This window comes from Mesorhizobium sp. M0500 (genome assembly GCF_040321165.1).
GTDB lineage: Bacteria > Pseudomonadota > Alphaproteobacteria > Rhizobiales > Rhizobiaceae > Mesorhizobium.
On the sequence record NZ_JAMYRB010000054.1, the window covers coordinates 1 to 14,297 of the forward strand.

General features: G+C 57.9%; 13 protein-coding genes and 2 pseudogenes. 1 reads left to right on the forward strand and 14 read right to left on the reverse strand.

Annotated features, from left to right (window positions below):
* Positions 1–482: 482 nt before the first annotated feature.
* From NKI70_RS34150 to NKI70_RS33245, 14 genes and pseudogenes are all read right to left on the reverse strand, one after another.
* The gene (locus NKI70_RS34150; RefSeq protein WP_502894663.1) at positions 483–1,136 is read right to left on the reverse strand and encodes a hypothetical protein; all 654 of its coding nucleotides are present in this window, start codon (positions 1,134–1,136) and stop codon (positions 483–485) included.
* A gap of 13 nt (positions 1,137–1,149) precedes the next feature.
* Positions 1,150–1,838, reverse strand: a pseudogene (locus NKI70_RS33185) (IS6 family transposase).
* Positions 1,839–2,016: 178 nt separating this feature from the next.
* Positions 2,017–2,703, reverse strand: coding sequence for a response regulator (locus tag NKI70_RS33190; RefSeq protein WP_352722050.1), 687 nt, complete (start codon positions 2,701–2,703; stop codon positions 2,017–2,019).
* Between the two features lie 717 nt (positions 2,704–3,420).
* Positions 3,421–4,461, reverse strand: a complete 1,041-nt coding sequence (gene virB11 / locus NKI70_RS33195) for a P-type DNA transfer ATPase VirB11 (RefSeq protein ID WP_023673699.1) — start codon at positions 4,459–4,461, stop codon at positions 3,421–3,423.
* Positions 4,445–5,584 (reverse strand): type IV secretion system protein VirB10, encoded by a 1,140-nt coding sequence (gene virB10, locus NKI70_RS33200; protein WP_023679589.1) that lies wholly within the window; start codon positions 5,582–5,584, stop codon positions 4,445–4,447. The genes virB11 and virB10 overlap by 17 nt, the downstream gene beginning before the upstream one ends.
* A complete protein-coding gene (locus tag NKI70_RS33205; protein ID WP_023679588.1) occupies positions 5,577–6,461 on the reverse strand; it encodes a TrbG/VirB9 family P-type conjugative transfer protein in 885 nt (294 codons plus the stop codon). The genes virB10 and NKI70_RS33205 overlap by 8 nt, the downstream gene beginning before the upstream one ends.
* Positions 6,458–7,171 (reverse strand): type IV secretion system protein VirB8, encoded by a 714-nt coding sequence (locus tag NKI70_RS33210; RefSeq protein ID WP_023679587.1) that lies wholly within the window; start codon positions 7,169–7,171, stop codon positions 6,458–6,460. The genes NKI70_RS33205 and NKI70_RS33210 overlap by 4 nt, the downstream gene beginning before the upstream one ends.
* On the reverse strand, positions 7,168–7,326 hold the full coding sequence (locus tag NKI70_RS33215; RefSeq protein WP_081731114.1) for a type IV secretion system lipoprotein VirB7: 159 nt from the start codon (positions 7,324–7,326) through the stop codon (positions 7,168–7,170). Before NKI70_RS33215 ends, NKI70_RS33210 begins: the two co-directional genes overlap by 4 nt.
* A gap of 27 nt (positions 7,327–7,353) precedes the next feature.
* Positions 7,354–8,241, reverse strand: a complete 888-nt coding sequence (locus NKI70_RS33220) for a type IV secretion system protein (protein ID WP_023679586.1) — start codon at positions 8,239–8,241, stop codon at positions 7,354–7,356.
* A gap of 58 nt (positions 8,242–8,299) precedes the next feature.
* Positions 8,300–8,983 (reverse strand): TrbJ/VirB5 family protein, encoded by a 684-nt coding sequence (locus NKI70_RS33225; protein ID WP_023673704.1) that lies wholly within the window; start codon positions 8,981–8,983, stop codon positions 8,300–8,302.
* Positions 8,984–8,996: 13 nt separating this feature from the next.
* Positions 8,997–11,366 carry a type IV secretion/conjugal transfer ATPase VirB4 gene (gene virB4, locus NKI70_RS33230; RefSeq protein WP_023679585.1) on the reverse strand — a complete coding sequence of 790 codons (2,370 nt, stop codon included), beginning with the start codon at positions 11,364–11,366 and terminating at the stop codon, positions 8,997–8,999.
* Positions 11,366–11,692, reverse strand: a complete 327-nt coding sequence (locus NKI70_RS33235) for a type IV secretion system protein VirB3 (RefSeq protein WP_023679584.1) — start codon at positions 11,690–11,692, stop codon at positions 11,366–11,368. The genes virB4 and NKI70_RS33235 overlap by 1 nt, the downstream gene beginning before the upstream one ends.
* Positions 11,692–11,997: a pilin major subunit VirB2 gene (gene virB2 / locus NKI70_RS33240; protein WP_245274807.1), complete on the reverse strand. Its 306-nt coding sequence runs from the start codon at positions 11,995–11,997 to the stop codon at positions 11,692–11,694. Before virB2 ends, NKI70_RS33235 begins: the two co-directional genes overlap by 1 nt.
* 74 nt (positions 11,998–12,071) lie before the next feature.
* Positions 12,072–12,857 carry a type IV secretion system lytic transglycosylase VirB1 gene (locus NKI70_RS33245; protein ID WP_023673708.1) on the reverse strand — a complete coding sequence of 262 codons (786 nt, stop codon included), beginning with the start codon at positions 12,855–12,857 and terminating at the stop codon, positions 12,072–12,074.
* 1,291 nt (positions 12,858–14,148) lie between these two features.
* Here NKI70_RS33245 and NKI70_RS33250 point away from each other — a divergent pair.
* Positions 14,149–14,297, forward strand: a pseudogene (locus tag NKI70_RS33250) (DNA-binding response regulator); the annotation flags it as partial.

A 14,297-nucleotide genomic window follows, 5' to 3' on the forward strand; every position in this document is an offset into this window, starting at 1 on the left:
TGATCGCGGAGGCTCCGAAGAAGGAGTCGGCTGGCGGCGGCATGCCTGGCGGCATGGGCGGCGGCGGCATGGGCGGCATGGGCGGTATGGATTTCTAATCCAGCCCCTATCAACCTACAGCGGAAAGGGCGGCAGCAATGCCGCCCTTTCCTTGTGTGCCGAACATGATCGACAACTTGGAGTGCGTCCCGAGGATCTCCTTCGAGCCTCACCGCATGGTCGAGAATTAGGATCTTGTCCGATCGAGCAATTCGCGGGCTCAACCTGGTCAAACCGGCGCCCCCTACGAACTGCCCGATCCTTGAGGATTCCGCTGCGCGACAATCACGATGATTCATTCAGTTGGTAGCTATAGGCGGTGAATCATGAGGGGCATTGAGGAGCGTGGCAAGGCGCCCATCTCGGCATTTAACCCCATCGAGCGTGATATCAGGGACAATTCTCTCATCGGACCGGCGGCTGGCGTTGAAGGACCCGGTGAATCATCCTGTTCTATAGTGGAGCAGACGCGCTCTGAGCCTCAAGATCAAGGGTTTCCTCCTCTGAGTATCCTTGATCTGCCGCTGGACATTCTCGTTGATATTGCTGAGCGGCTCAGCCCGATGGATCTGCTGAGGATGTCGCACACAAATCAAGAGCTGCGTGTCGCCGCGATGATAGTCGCAACGCCTCAAGAAAGGCGGATCCAGGTTCAGGCCATCTGTGGAGCCCTTGCAACCGGGCTCCAGCAGCGTCTCGTCGTCGTGGCAGAGGGGCCTCGTGACCCCGACGACTGCGCTTCGGCCTTGTGGGGCCTCGGAGCGGGCGTGGCAGCGCTTGCACCCGAGCTCCAGCGGCGTCTCATTCTCCTCGCCGAAGGGCTTGAGCCCAGGTCTCAGACCATTGCCCTGGAGGGCCTCGGAGCAGGCGTGGGTGGCCTTGCCCAACTTCAGCCGATCCAGGATTGCGATCAGCAGGTCATGATCTAGCGTCGTCATCACCAGCTCCCTCCGACCACCGCTTCGTACTCGGCGAGTGGCCGCAGCAAGGTGGCCGGGGGTGATCTTGATGCGCTCGGCGCGCACCGGCCCTTCGAAGCCGGCAACGCCGACAAAAGGCTCTGTCGCAAACCTGGAAATGGGGGTGTGAACGGCCATTTCGGCCTGTCCGTCAGGCAGCGAGGATATCGAAACAGCGATCGACAGACTTGTAGGCATACCTCGCCTGTCGCTTGCCCATCATGTGGATCATCTCGATGCCGGAGAGGATAACCACGGCGCTCGCCTGCGACTTGAAGCCGAGCATGGATGGAATGCGGCGCTTGATACGCCGGTGATCCTGTTCGATCCGATTGTTGAGATACCGGCTATTGCGGATGCGGATCGGCTTCAGCGGTCGCCGCGATCGCTGCCGCAGCCGGCTTTCAGCGTCGCAGGAAAGGATCGCTTCGTAATTGGTCTGGCTGCCGTCGGTGACGATGCGCTCCGGCCGGCCATGGCGCGTCAGCGCCTTGTGGAGGAAGCGTTGGGCCGCCACCAGGTCACGGTTTTCGCTGAAGAACAACTCGACCGTGTCGCCGAGGCTGTCGATGGCGCGGTAGAGATACATCCATGGCCGCAGACCTTGATGTACGTCTCGTCCATATGCCACTTGCTGCCGACCACACGCTTGCGCCGGTTGAAGCGCTCCAGCAGCTACGGCGAGAAGTGGGCGACCCAGCGATGCACGGTGGAATGGGCGACCTTCAAGCCGCATTCGGCCATCATCTCTTCCAGATCGCGCAGGCTCAGAGTGTAGGCCAGGTACCAGCGCACGCACAGCAGGATCACCGACTGGTCGAAATGGCGGCCGTTGAACATCACGTGCTCCTCCACAGCTGAGGCGTTTTTCTTGCCATGCTCCGCTTACCAAAAGGTTTGCGACAGAGCCGTTCGAACCGCATGCCGACACCATCGTCAAGGGCGGCCGCGATGTCCATTATGGCCACAAGCTCAACATGACGACGGGCAGGCAGTCTGTTCTTTCAATTTAGACCAACTATGCGGATGCCGCCTCAGTCAATTCAAGAAGGTAACCAATGCCGCGCACGGTCGTGATCCGTGGCGTTGCACCTGACCTACTCAGGTGTCCACGTAAGCGATAGATTCCGACTTCAAGCGCGTTGGCAGATACCTCGTCGTTGAACGAATAGAGGTGATCTTCCAACTGCGCACGAGGCACGATGCGGCCTGCACGGATAAGCAGATGCTCTAAAATACATAGTTCGCGGCGTGCGATCTTCAGAGGATGACCCGAGACGGAAACCTGTCGGCCGATCGGATCGAAATTGAGATTGCCAAATACAACGATGGGGTCGGTCACCTGTGTCGACCGGCGCAGAATGGCTCTCATTCTGGCGATGAGCTCATCGAAAGAGACGGGCTTGAGCAGAAAGTCGTCCGCGCCACCGTTGAAAATTGCAATTCGCTTCTCGAGATCGTTGATGCTACTCATAATGAGGGTTGGAACTGAATGCCCGTCGCTCCTTAGCTGTCTCAGCCAGCCCAAGCCATCGCCATCTGGCAGAGCCAACTCCAGCAGGAGAATTTCATAGGTTGCGCAACAAAATGCCCTCGACGCCTGTTCCAGGTTGCCAACTACATCAACGGCAAAACCGCTATCCCCGAGCGCAACTCGCACAGCGCGCGTAAGATCCACATGATGATCAATGAGCAGCGTTCGCATTTCACGTCCTATCAAGGTCGGACAGGTCACCGTCCGCTGTAAGACCGGGGCGACAGCGGAAGTCGCGCAACTCTTCGTAGTGTTCGTAACGCTCTTTCCGATGGGTGATCGCGGGAGCATGCAAGCCGCACGCCTGCAATAGTCGGGGATGGAACACGTGAAGACCTGTTGACGGGCTGAAACCGTCGGTCGGCCAGCCCACAATGCCACCGACTCTGCCTGCGATTTCTCTGCGCATCGATCCTCCTATGGGTTGCGTCGCAAACTCCAGCTGAGGTCGCAAGGCAGGTTGCGGCTTTGTTCATTGAGAGGACCCCCTGGAGGCAATACCAGGAGGATTCCCTATATGGCACTTCCCGATTTACCACCGGTCATTCCGAACCACGTTCGGCGGCTTTGAAGACACTCATTGAGCGCGGCTAGGTAAATCAAGGGTACGACCTGCCGGGTGTGGATGCCGCTTTTGAAGCAGGCATCGGCACCAGCTCGGTGAGCGTCGCCCGCGCAATTCAGCGGACGCGCTCGATACACCCAGTCGAATCGTGCCGCAACTTGCCGCGCCGAAAGGGCGCCCGAAGACTTCAGACTTGTGACCGAAGGTCTACGCCCAGTCCTCCTCCCATTATCCACCTCCCTCAAATCAAAGTGGACGTTCAATCTGAACAAATTACGCCATCGTATCACAAACGACTTACCGATCCCCGACGTGCTCTAGCCTTAGTGCTTGTTAAGAAGGTCGGCTACTGTCTCTCCGCGTCGCCGGGCATCGGCGGCGAGCCACACCTCCCCCACCTCATACACGTCGCCGTGGGTACTGAACGGCACAATGACGTCAATGGCAGCCGACAGCAGGTCAAGAAGCGTGTGGTCTTCCACAGCAGCTCCTTGCGGGCTGCTCTTGACGAGTGAAAAGAGCTTTTTAAAGCCTTGGACCGGATCCGCCCCATGAATCGTTGATATTGATCCCGCATGGCCGGAGACGACTTCGCTAAGGTAGGCCCAAGCAGCATCATCGCGCATCTCGCCAAGCAATATTCGATCAGGGCGCATGCGCAAGCTGGCTTGCAACAGTTGCTCGGCTGTCACCGCACCTACGCTTGCTCGGTCCTTCGGATAGAGTAACCGGACATGGTTCTCGTGCGGGATTGCAAGTTCGAGCGTGTCCTCGATACTTATCAGCCTCTCTTGCGGGGGTATAGCGTTGATCAAAGTCTTGCTCATTGTCGTTTTGCCGCTTCCAGTAGGTCCGCAAAGCAGCATCGTGAGCCGCCCGCAAACGCATGCTCGCAAAAATTGCTCCAAGTCACCATGGTCGTAGTGCTGAAGAATCGTTTCGTCCTGCCGCTCTTGGCGCTCCTTTCGTGACCGCCATTGATTCCAACGCGAGTATTCGTAGCGAGAAGAAACTTCCTTGAGTTCGGTCACACGACTTGAGGGACGCCGTATCGTCAGGCTTATTGTTCCTGAGGGAACAGCGGGCGGCAAACAGATCTGCAGCCGCTCTCCGTTCGGCAGCTCAGTCGCACAGAGGGGGCTTTGCGGTCCGACATCTTGCTTGCGCAGCGCTCCAGCGAGGATCGCGATGTCCTCCAGATCGTCATAAGATAGCGGTAGCGGATGTTTCGTGAAAACGCCGGCCTGTCGGACAAAGGCTTCCCCAGGCCGGTTGATAGCGACCTCTTCGGTCCTTGGCTCCTCAAGCCATTTCAAAACAGGGTTGAGAAGCAAACGCAATTGAGGGTCAGCCTCCGGTCGCATTGTTGTCTCTCCGGCGTTGGCGATGTTGGGGGGCTGGCGCCACGGCGATCGGTCTAAGATCGTATACATCTGAGAAATCGAGGTCCCGAGCCACAAAGATCGATACAGCATCTCCCTGGTTTTTCTTCAGAGTTGGCGGAACGTTGATCGTTGCTCTAAGGGTCGTGTCAACGGCTTGTCCGGCGTTGCTCTGGAAGCTGTTGATGCCGCTTCCTCCACCTGAGCTGCCAGCGTATTGACCGGCGGCCTGAAACGCGCCTTGAATGACGCTCATGAGCATTGCTCCGCCAAAGCGCTGCCAGAAGTGATTATCCACCGTGCCAGGCATTCCGGAGCGGCCGAGCTCGTCAGCGCCCGGCGACGCTAGCGAAACGAGGGCATGGTCAGGCGTTTCGATGCGCGTCCACAGCACGAAGACACGCGCATCCCCCTGTTGGAGACCACGCTGGATCTCGCCAATCACGGTCGTCCCGCGATCCAAAAGCACCACGTTGTTGGTGGCGCCGCGGACGTCTTTAGGTAAGACGCACTTCACATAACCCGGTAAATTTGTGTCGACTGCCGTTTGCAAAATGCAGGGAATTATCGTTCCTTGGGTAATCACGAGATCAGGGTGCGGCAAAAGTGTGGCCCGGCTTGGCTCCTGTATATCTGGCTTCAATCGCCCCGTCAGATCGCCAGCGTCTGAAATCTCATGCGAGGTCGCGGGAGCATCCCTATGGTTGTCTTCGCTCCGCTGACCGTCGTTGGGCATTTGACCGCTGCCACTGTAGGCGAAAATTGGTGTTTCCTCCGGCGGCGGATCAGCTGGCGCCGGAGGCGGCGTGGATGGCGCAGGATCTCCTGCCTGCGCCGCCTGTACGGGTGCTGGAGCTTCGGGAGCAATCTCAATCGGCACGGGGCGGAATGGCTCGGCGTCGGCGACAATTGGAGGTTTTGGCTGAGTTGGCTCGTCTTGTGTGCTGGGACGACCGCCGAGCCAGATGAGCGATAGAGATGAGATGAGAACAAGAGCAGCGACGGCCAACTTCTGCAATCCCGAAACATGCCGGCGGGCCGGCTCCGAGACCATCGATCCTGAGGCATGGACATCATGTCCCGACTGTGGGCCGGTTTCATTCATCGGCCGGGCCTTTCAAAACGCGCCACACGTCGGGTGTCACTGTACCGGTCCCTGGCGCTCGTCCCACAGGGTCATAAGCCCTGTTGAAAATGGACAAGACCGTATTGCCATCTCTCAGACGCCATTCCCGGGCGACTGCGGATACTTCAACATAGTCTCCTTTGACCGTGTAATTGGCAGCGGCTTCCTTGCCGTCGGGATTGATAATGTAGAGGGAGGGTATGCGGGAATTGCTTGCGAAGCCAAATACGGTGGTAAAGCCATTATCGAAAACTTCCAGCGGCGCCAGCGATCGATCGCCCTTTGCGACGTAGTGAAAATTGCTTTCGTCCGGACTGGTAGTTGCGGCGGGCCGATTCAACAAATCCTGAACTCTCTCGTCGCGCAGCACTTTCGCCCGGGCCTGACCAAGAATCGAGCGCCTTTCTGCGTCCTTTCTCTGAGCAGCAGCCTCATCAGCAGGATAGGTGAACTGCACACTGTAGTATAGGTCAGGTTGCTGCTCATCGAGTTTTGGCATCGCTCTCGTTGAAATACTGAAGACGTATCTCCGTGTACCGGACTCACTCTCGGCCAGCACGATGACCGGCTGCGGCGGGAGCATCCGGCTAGCCTTAAAAAAGAGATAGTTGGCGCGCGGGAGCGCAGCCAGGTCTTTGCTATTGGAAACGGCCACGGCTGCGACTGTCTCGTTGGCCGCGAATGTGACAACCAGCGTTGCCCCCACTGCGGTAGACAGGCGCACCACTTCGTCAGGACGGTAAGCCAGGTAGCGCATGCGCGCATCATGCTTGCCGGCAAGTGGTGTGTCTTCCGCGGACGCTTCCATCGTTAAGAAGAGTGAACAGACCAGCGCGAGAAACGCTCTTTTTGTCATGGCTGCACATAGCCCAGGTTCGATACGCTATCTTCCGAGCTTTGATAGGAAGTGACGAGTAGACCTCCCGGATTGGTGAGCCTCGATTGCCCAGGCAGACCCGTCAAGCGCTCGTAGCGGATGGTAGCTGTCCAGGTGGTCACTATCGGCATCTGCCCATCGACAACAAGCGTACGTTTGTAACGGATCTGTTGAACGTCCGGACTGATGTCGTTTGAAGAAATATGCCCGACCTCGAGCTTGCCGCGTTTGCCGACCGTGACTTGCGGCGAGGTGGGATTCGGATAGTTGAAGAAATCTTGATATTGCTGTCGCACAGCCGGCGCGCTGAAACTGGATACGAGGTCATAGGCGTATTGGGCTGTATCTGCTGTGTACCCCTCGCGCAGGCGTACATATTCCCACAGCGAAGCATTTATGACGGCTCGGTCTTGGGTTGCCGGCAGTCGAGAGACTGACACTTCGCTGTCGACGGTCCCATCCGGCCGGACCCAGAGGAACACAGGTACGAGCTTGGCCAACGGGACCATGGCAGCAATGGTAAATGCCTGGGCAACATTTCCTAGGACCGCCGCTGCGGCAAAGGCTATCAGGGCCTTTGACAGGCGCCGCGCAGACTTCGCTCGTGAAGTTTGAAACGCTTCCACCTTCTTATAGTGGGCGGCTAGCGTTTCTCTCTCCACCAGAAGGGCATGTTCAGGAACTTTCACTTTGGCTCTTCCGCGCATTCGACCTGAAGATCCTCAGGGGTGGTTTCCCATTGTCCCACGTTCAGTTGGAATGGGGCACCCGCGCATGTCGCAAGCCCATGGCTCGTCTTGCAGGCGGCCAAAGCGAGGATTGACAGAAGTAGGCAATATTTCATGTTTTTGGCACCGAGCTTGTCGATTGATTAACCACCCGCCGTTTTGGCAAAGTGGCGATTGAGGCTGTTAAGAGGTCGGTTCGCACCTCCCCAAGAGCCGCCGGCGATGCTGCTGGCGATCGTCGGAAGCGCGACGATCAGAGCGTCACCAGCTAGGAAAAGCATGTCGAGCTCGTAAAGCCCGATGATCTTGGCTGCTGTCGTGCCCGAGAATTTGATCATCAAAAGCATGGCTGCCAGCGAGACTGCTTCGGCAGCGATTACTATCGTTGCAACGATGTTGAGGAGGAGAAGCAGCAGCCCGTACGAGAGCAGTTGGCCGATCCATCTGGTGGCTATGTCTCGAGTGTGATCAAAAAGGTAGCCTACAAGGACCAGGGGGCCGATCGTCAAGAGCACCTTCGTCAGAATTCCAACGGCATCGTAGATCTCGAACGCTGTCCACAGCGCGCCGTAGAAAATCCATTGCGCTCCCTCGAAAGCAAGTATGTCCTGGCCGTTCATAGGCCCAATTTCGGAAGCAATCAGCTGAAAGACATACTGGCTTGAAGCAAACATGAGATCGAGCTTCTGGGGGATTCCGATGAAGGGCAAGTCGCTGCCACTGATGTCGTGAGCCAACCTCGGAATCGTGTCGTCGAAGAGCGCTTCAATGTACTGCTGATAGTTGGCCTGCCCTAAGATAAGGGCAACGACAATCGACACCATGATTACGCGCGAGATACCCCCGCGCGCATCGACTTGACCACGCATGACCAGACAGCCTTGGATTATTATCCAGAGCGTGACACACGCAACCAGAGGCGCACTGACCGCCTCTTGGATGTTTTCAAGCACTTTGTGCAGCCCGGACGTGAAGGCCCCATGAAAGATCGTGTGTATAGTCGTGAATGGCGCGGGAATTTTGAAATTCATGGCGTGAGCCTGATGTGTCCCTGATCAGCGCAGCTTAGCAGGATGAACTCTGTGTGGTTTACGGGAGGATGCTAAACATATTAGCGGTGTCCTGATGTTCGCGACGCTGCGTGGCGGCCTCCTCCACGGCGTGAAGGCTCCCTTGTGCAGTGGCCATTGTCAGCAGACTCGTGGCCTGGACATTTTGGATCATCGCATCGTGAATCTGCTTGAGGACCAGACCGTTGGTCACGGTGGCCTGCATAATATTTCCCGAGCGGGAAAGCTGACCAAGCGTGCCGGCGTTATCCTTAAGGCGCTTGTCCATCATGCCCAAAGTGTCGGCTGCAATAGCTGCGGCATTGGCGGCCCCGGCGATTTGTCCCTGTAACAGTTTCGCTTCTGAATCGGTGCCGTTGACTATCCGATTTGGGTCCTTCGCAATGTTACGGGCCATAATCGAAGCTGGCGCCCGAGCATCAAACATCTGCTCCTCCAGCTTATTGCTCGACGGGTAGTGATTTCCTTGGTTCAGTGAGCTTAGCAGTCCCGTGACAGCGAATGACGACGTTAGAATTGTCACCATTTCAATCGTGGTAGCGAGCGTCTCGATTGACCTCTCAAGGATCGCCGCATTGGAAAGGGCTGTTAAGGTCGCTTGTGTTTCTGTTACAGGGTCGCTGACGATAAATTGCGAACGGGCCTGTCCGTGAAGCAGAAGGGAAGCAGCAAGGGTCGTTACTGCAAGTTTGGCAAATTTCATGAATATTCCTCCGTCAGTCTTGAACTTCGTGGTACCGGGCCATGAACTTGTCGAGCCACCCACTTGGGGCGTCTCCGTGCTGGTTACGAAGCTGGTCGGCAAAGCGCACTGTGTTGGCCCGCCCCGAGAGTACGGCTACGTACTCGCGCATCTGCCCAAGATCGAATTCGCAAACAATACTCCCGCTATCGCGCTTGAGCAAAAACTTGCGGCTGCCGATTGCCATTCCCTGGCGGATTGCCTCGAACTCCTGCGCAGTGCACTTCAAGCCATCGACATACGCAGAGCGGTCCGCCGTCGGTGATGGGTAGAAAATTTTCGTCATACATTGCGCAACGAGACTAGCTCCGAGAGGCGATTCCAGAACGTGTTCAGGCTGCTGCGTTGCGAGTATCAACATGCCGTTGTTTTTGCGGACCGTGAGCAAGAACTTGTCGATAACGGCCGAGAATTGGGGGTTTAGTAGATAGAATCGAAATTCGTCGCAGCTCATGACGAACCGACGACCATCGACGATAGCGCCCACTCGATGCAGAAGGTATGCGGCGGCCGGTGCACAGACCTCCTCATATTCCAGGAGCTGCGTCATGTCGAAGCCCGTAATGGAGGCATCCAGCCTTACTTCGTCCACGTCGCCGTCAAAAGCCCATCCAAGCGCCCCCCCTCTACACCACCGCTGCAGCCGTGCTCCTGCGCCCTCGGAGGGGCTGTGCAATAGGAATTCGCGCAGGCCCGCAAGTGAGCGCATAGGGGGTTCGAACGAAAGCTGACGAACAATGCCGCGTTCCAGCCGACGGCTTTCCTCCGGCGAGATCGGACCACGGCCGTCACTCTCGATCAGGGCCATCAACCACTCGCGTAGAAAGTCTCGCGAGGCGGAGGTGTTGTCCAGTCCACGCAGAGGGGCCAAGCCGCTCGGAGCGCCTCTGCGCAACGCAAGATATGTCCCTCCCGTGGCTCGCACCAGCAGTTCACCACCCCGATCCTTGTCGAAGAAGACGATCGCACCATTGCGATCGACCAGGCTTTGCTCAAGCATCGCGAGGACAAAGGTCATCAGCGTCGTCTTGCCTTTGCCAACGGGCCCGAATATTGCCGTCATGCCGACGTCATTCTCATGGGGGATGTAGTCGAAAGAAGTTCCACCGTTTGTGCGAAAGCGCGCAACAGCATTGCCCCAGTGGCCGGAACTGGAACCGCTTGGGAAGTTCTCAAATGAGACGAGCCCGGCAAAATTGTGTGAGGTGATCGCCCCCGGGCGCGTGCGCCACCTGTTGTTCCCCGGAAGTTGGGACCAATATGCGGCCTCCATGCCGATGCCCTCTTGGACGATAACGGCGCCCGCGTCGGCCAGCCGTGCGCGGGCACTTGCTGCGCGATCTGCAAGGGTATTGAGGCTGTCGGCATAGACGCACAGGCTCAGATGATGCGAACCCATCACGAATTCGTTGCTTGCCAGTGCGTCCTCTGCCTCGGCAAGTTCATTGATCTGGGTGAGGGCCTTGTCGCCGGCACTCGTCATCTGGCTGGACTTAAGGCTTAGTTTGGCATGAGCTTGTGGGCGAGTGAGGAAGGAAAAGCTCTGGCTCAGGACAAGCGGGAAGTTGGCGGACAGCAAGGAATTTAGCATGCCCGGCCGCGTCGTCGCCGGATATTCACGGAACGAAAACAATGATCCGACGGAGCTATCCCCGGGCCTTCGAATCTCAAGCGCCCGCTTCCCGCAGATGACCTGGTCAGTGTAGATCGAGGCGCCAAGTGAGCCGGTAACCATCGGAACCGGAAGAAACCGGCAAGTCATCATGAGCCGAAGCGCCTCGCCGATTTCCGTGAAGAGCACGTTGCCTTTCTCTCGAATGCCCAACCGGCGCAGACCGTAACCGCCGAGTGCGCCAGCAATGATGTGCCAGAGGTCTTCCAGGCTCCGCATTTGGGTGGCTAGATCGTGCTCATTCCGTCTGCGGGACTTGGCAATCCGCAAGCCGATCTTGCCGATTGCGGTGCGGGGGGACACGATCAAAGTGAGGAAGTGATCGTTGCGAAAGAGCTTTCCCGACAGCACACGACGCTCGTAGGCCTCGCTCAGACTGCCAGCGAATGCACTTTGAAACTGGCGCGGCGCCGGCGCCGGCACATCGTTGTGTCTCACAAGATGAGCGTATATCGAGACATTGTCGTCGGCGATGTTGCGCAAGAGAGTGTTGAACGCGCGGCAGCGCGAGTTGCGCATCTCAGTGTCTTCCAAATCAAAGGGCAGACCGTTCACATGTGCCATGGCCATGATCGATCCGTCTTCCAGAATGACAACCTGATCGCTTACGTGACCAACATACGGAAGGTAGATCTCGCCAGACCTCTCGGTCCGGCCGCTGGCGCCGAACATTACACCATTCCTCTTCCGCGTTTCGGCACTCTGATCGGATTGGCGCTGACGCTTGCGCCTCCCCAGACCGGCCCGTCCACGCTTCTGCCGGCCGTCTGCAAATAGAGCAGCACGACGCTTGCCGCGTTATAGTCACGCTCAACAACCAGCCGTGCTCCGAACCAGAGTGGCGCGAGAACGATTTCGTAAAGCGGGTTCTGAAGGATAATGATAACAAGCCCAGCCAACATCATGAGCAATCCGGCCAGCGTCAGCGGCACCCCCAGAAACAGTGCGGGGCGCGTCGCCGCCACATAGAGGGTGCTCACTTCCAACCGGTCGCTCATCAGCCACCGCCTATGAGCGCCTTGCCCAGGAAGCTGGCCCCGAACATGATGACGATCCCTCCAACGACACCCGCAACCAGGCCAAGTGAAGCACGACCGAACATCCAAGAGATACCGATGGCTACGAGCCCGAGCACGGCCAGTGATTGTCCAAAGGGGCCAAGTATGAACGTGCAGATATTCTGGACCATCTTGGCAGGATCCGTCCCTCCGGTCACCTGAGCCGCGGCTGGCCCGCTGTAGAAGACCGTCCACGCCGCGCCTGCAGCAGCGGCCGGTACATATTCAGCCGCTATGCGCAGCATGGAAAAAGGCGAAGGAACACGCGTTTTAAGCGCACGAAGTATCTTGAGTGGCGTCATCATTGCATCTCCATGTTTCAATCGAATACGAGTTTGTTCGGGTTCGAGGGTTCCCGTGCTTTCGCAGCCTGGCTACCTGTCGGATCGGAGGGATCGGCCCCGGAGCGGTCTGGCTGATACGAGCCCCAGATGTCCCAAGAATCTTGGTTGGGCTGCTTCTTTCTATTGGCCTGTTGGCTCTGCTGGAGCAGAGGCGGCACGGCTTTCCGACCGGGTGCCTCAAGGTGCGGCACATCTCGAGCAGTCGGCTCCAGCGTTCTCTCAAGGAGACTTGAGATGTCCTTTGCGGCCGACTCGACCTTGCGTACATAACCGTTGGCGAAGCCATGCGTGACGTCGCCCGTGTTATAGGCCGAGATGGCACGGCGAAGCGCCAGTTGCTGTGCCACAGCAGTGGTGCCGCCGGCATACCGGCTTTCAAGCAAGTGGGCGGCAGCCGAAAGCGAGGCGCAGGGCTCGAAAGCCCTTTCCGGCGTGAGATTGAGCATGGCAAAGTTCTTGCTGTTTATCTGCATCAATCCAACATCGACAGAATGTTGTGCTTCGAGGCGTTCCTTGATGCCCCGCGTGGCTTCCAGGTGGTCTATCCAGCGAAGCTGCTCACCTGTGGTGTTGTCATGAGCCACCAGCGTTTCAAAGCCACTTTCAATCTTGGCAATCGCGGCGAGGGTGGACGGCGCAACCCAGGGGGCGCATTTGCGCGACAGGCTGCGGAACTCACGCGGAGAAAGTGGCGCGGGCTCGGCTGGGAGTGACATGGATGTCATCAGGACGATGGCCAGCGGCCAAGCTGCAATAAACATTCCCTATCACCTACCTTTCCAAGCCGCCGGACGGGTTCTGGCCCTGTCCGGCACGCGCTTATCGGGGAGGTTTGTTACTGTGTGATGTTCAAGTTCAGCTTTTCGGTTTCAATTGAAGCAAAGACCGTGTTCGTATCAGCGTGGGTGAGCATCTTGCGCATGCGTGGGTGGCGCGGGCCCGATCAGCCAGCGACATCCGGAGCATCTTGGTACAATGACTCCTGTACAGGATTGCTCGTCCCGGCCGTCCGTTGCTCCTGGAGTGTGGGCCGCGACTTTGGCGTCATGGATGGTACTTCTGTCAGCGCCAAGCCAAGGACAAAATGGGGAGCTTGGCGGGCTTGTTCAGGCTCGGGATCACCGTGGGGAATCGACTAAGGCGATAAAGCGGCCCAACTTTGCCGGTATGCTGCCGGTCCTTAAAGAGCAGCCATGCGCGGCCCTGCACACTCAGATCATTGCTTGAGACGCGAGCTCGTCCGTGAAGCTGGCTCGAAGGCGCAAATCCGCGGCGGCGAGGGTCAACTGGGAAGACGTGGCGGCGCAGCCCATCCTGGTGCGAGCCTCGTTCAGCTGTTCGGCCGCCGCCGCCAAAGGGTGGATCATGCACAGTCCCATCGGCAGATAACCGCACGTCATTGACGGAGTCCGACGGCGCAATGGACAAGCATAGTGACACGCTCAAGATGGAGGAGTTGCAGTAACTGAGAAATGTTAGCCCGGACGTTCACCGCAACCGGCGACCTGCCGGTCGCCGAACAGCATTTGAGGCCGCCGGCCACCTTGGACGAAGCCGGCTTGGCAGGAGACACACTATTTTGCACAAGGCCGCTGCAGCGAATCACGGTCTTCTTCCGCCGACCGCCTCTCCGATCAAGCCAAACGCCGCGCTGCTCAACCATGTCCGAGCTGGATCCACGAGCCGGAGGATATCGAGATGATCCAGGTCCGCAAACTCCAGGATGACCAGGATGCAACGGCATAGCAGGAAACTTGGCATCCATGAGGTCGAACTTGAGTGATATTGGCAGGCCTGCACCAACGGGGGAGCTCGAAGCGAAAAAGCGAAGGACCACACGGCAGGGTCATGTCGGCGCTTGGACCTGTCTGGTGGCCACGGGCTGCCTTGGTGCGGTCAATTCGCTGGGGATGAAAAGAACAGGACGAGCACGGCCTCACATTGGCCGCACGCAACGGCGAGTGGTATCAAGGAGCAGCTGTTCTGGGTCGGTGCCCCAGGGTTGCTCGGCAACAGGTTTAGACAAGGGGATTCAAGATTGAAGGTGCGCCGTTGAAACATGTTCTTGTCATTGACGATGATGCCGCAATGCGGCGCCTCATCGCCGAGTATCTCACGATGCATGCCCTGAAGGTAACCGCAGTCCACGATAGCAAGCAGTTTGACTATGTTCTTTCACGTGAGCCAGTCGATCTCGTGGT

Excerpts from the sequence above, each read along its gene's own strand:
- NKI70_RS34150 (WP_502894663.1), bottom strand. The coding sequence starts at position 1,136 with ATGGCCGTTCACACCCCCATTTCCAGGTTTGCGACAGAGCCTTTTGTC.
- NKI70_RS33190 (WP_352722050.1), bottom strand. The coding sequence starts at position 2,703 with ATGCGAACGCTGCTCATTGATCATCATGTGGATCTTACGCGCGCTGTG.
- virB11 (WP_023673699.1), bottom strand. The coding sequence starts at position 4,461 with ATGCGACCGGAGGCTGACCCTCAATTGCGTTTGCTTCTCAACCCTGTT.
- virB10 (WP_023679589.1), bottom strand. The coding sequence starts at position 5,584 with ATGAATGAAACCGGCCCACAGTCGGGACATGATGTCCATGCCTCAGGA.
- NKI70_RS33205 (WP_023679588.1), bottom strand. The coding sequence starts at position 6,461 with ATGACAAAAAGAGCGTTTCTCGCGCTGGTCTGTTCACTCTTCTTAACG.
- NKI70_RS33215 (WP_081731114.1), bottom strand. The coding sequence starts at position 7,326 with ATGAAATATTGCCTACTTCTGTCAATCCTCGCTTTGGCCGCCTGCAAG.
- NKI70_RS33220 (WP_023679586.1), bottom strand. The coding sequence starts at position 8,241 with ATGAATTTCAAAATTCCCGCGCCATTCACGACTATACACACGATCTTT.
- NKI70_RS33225 (WP_023673704.1), bottom strand. The coding sequence starts at position 8,983 with ATGAAATTTGCCAAACTTGCAGTAACGACCCTTGCTGCTTCCCTTCTG.
- virB4 (WP_023679585.1), bottom strand. The coding sequence starts at position 11,366 with ATGTTCGGCGCCAGCGGCCGGACCGAGAGGTCTGGCGAGATCTACCTT.
- NKI70_RS33235 (WP_023679584.1), bottom strand. The coding sequence starts at position 11,692 with ATGAGCGACCGGTTGGAAGTGAGCACCCTCTATGTGGCGGCGACGCGC.
- virB2 (WP_245274807.1), bottom strand. The coding sequence starts at position 11,997 with ATGCTGCGCATAGCGGCTGAATATGTACCGGCCGCTGCTGCAGGCGCG.
- NKI70_RS33245 (WP_023673708.1), bottom strand. The coding sequence starts at position 12,857 with ATGTTTATTGCAGCTTGGCCGCTGGCCATCGTCCTGATGACATCCATG.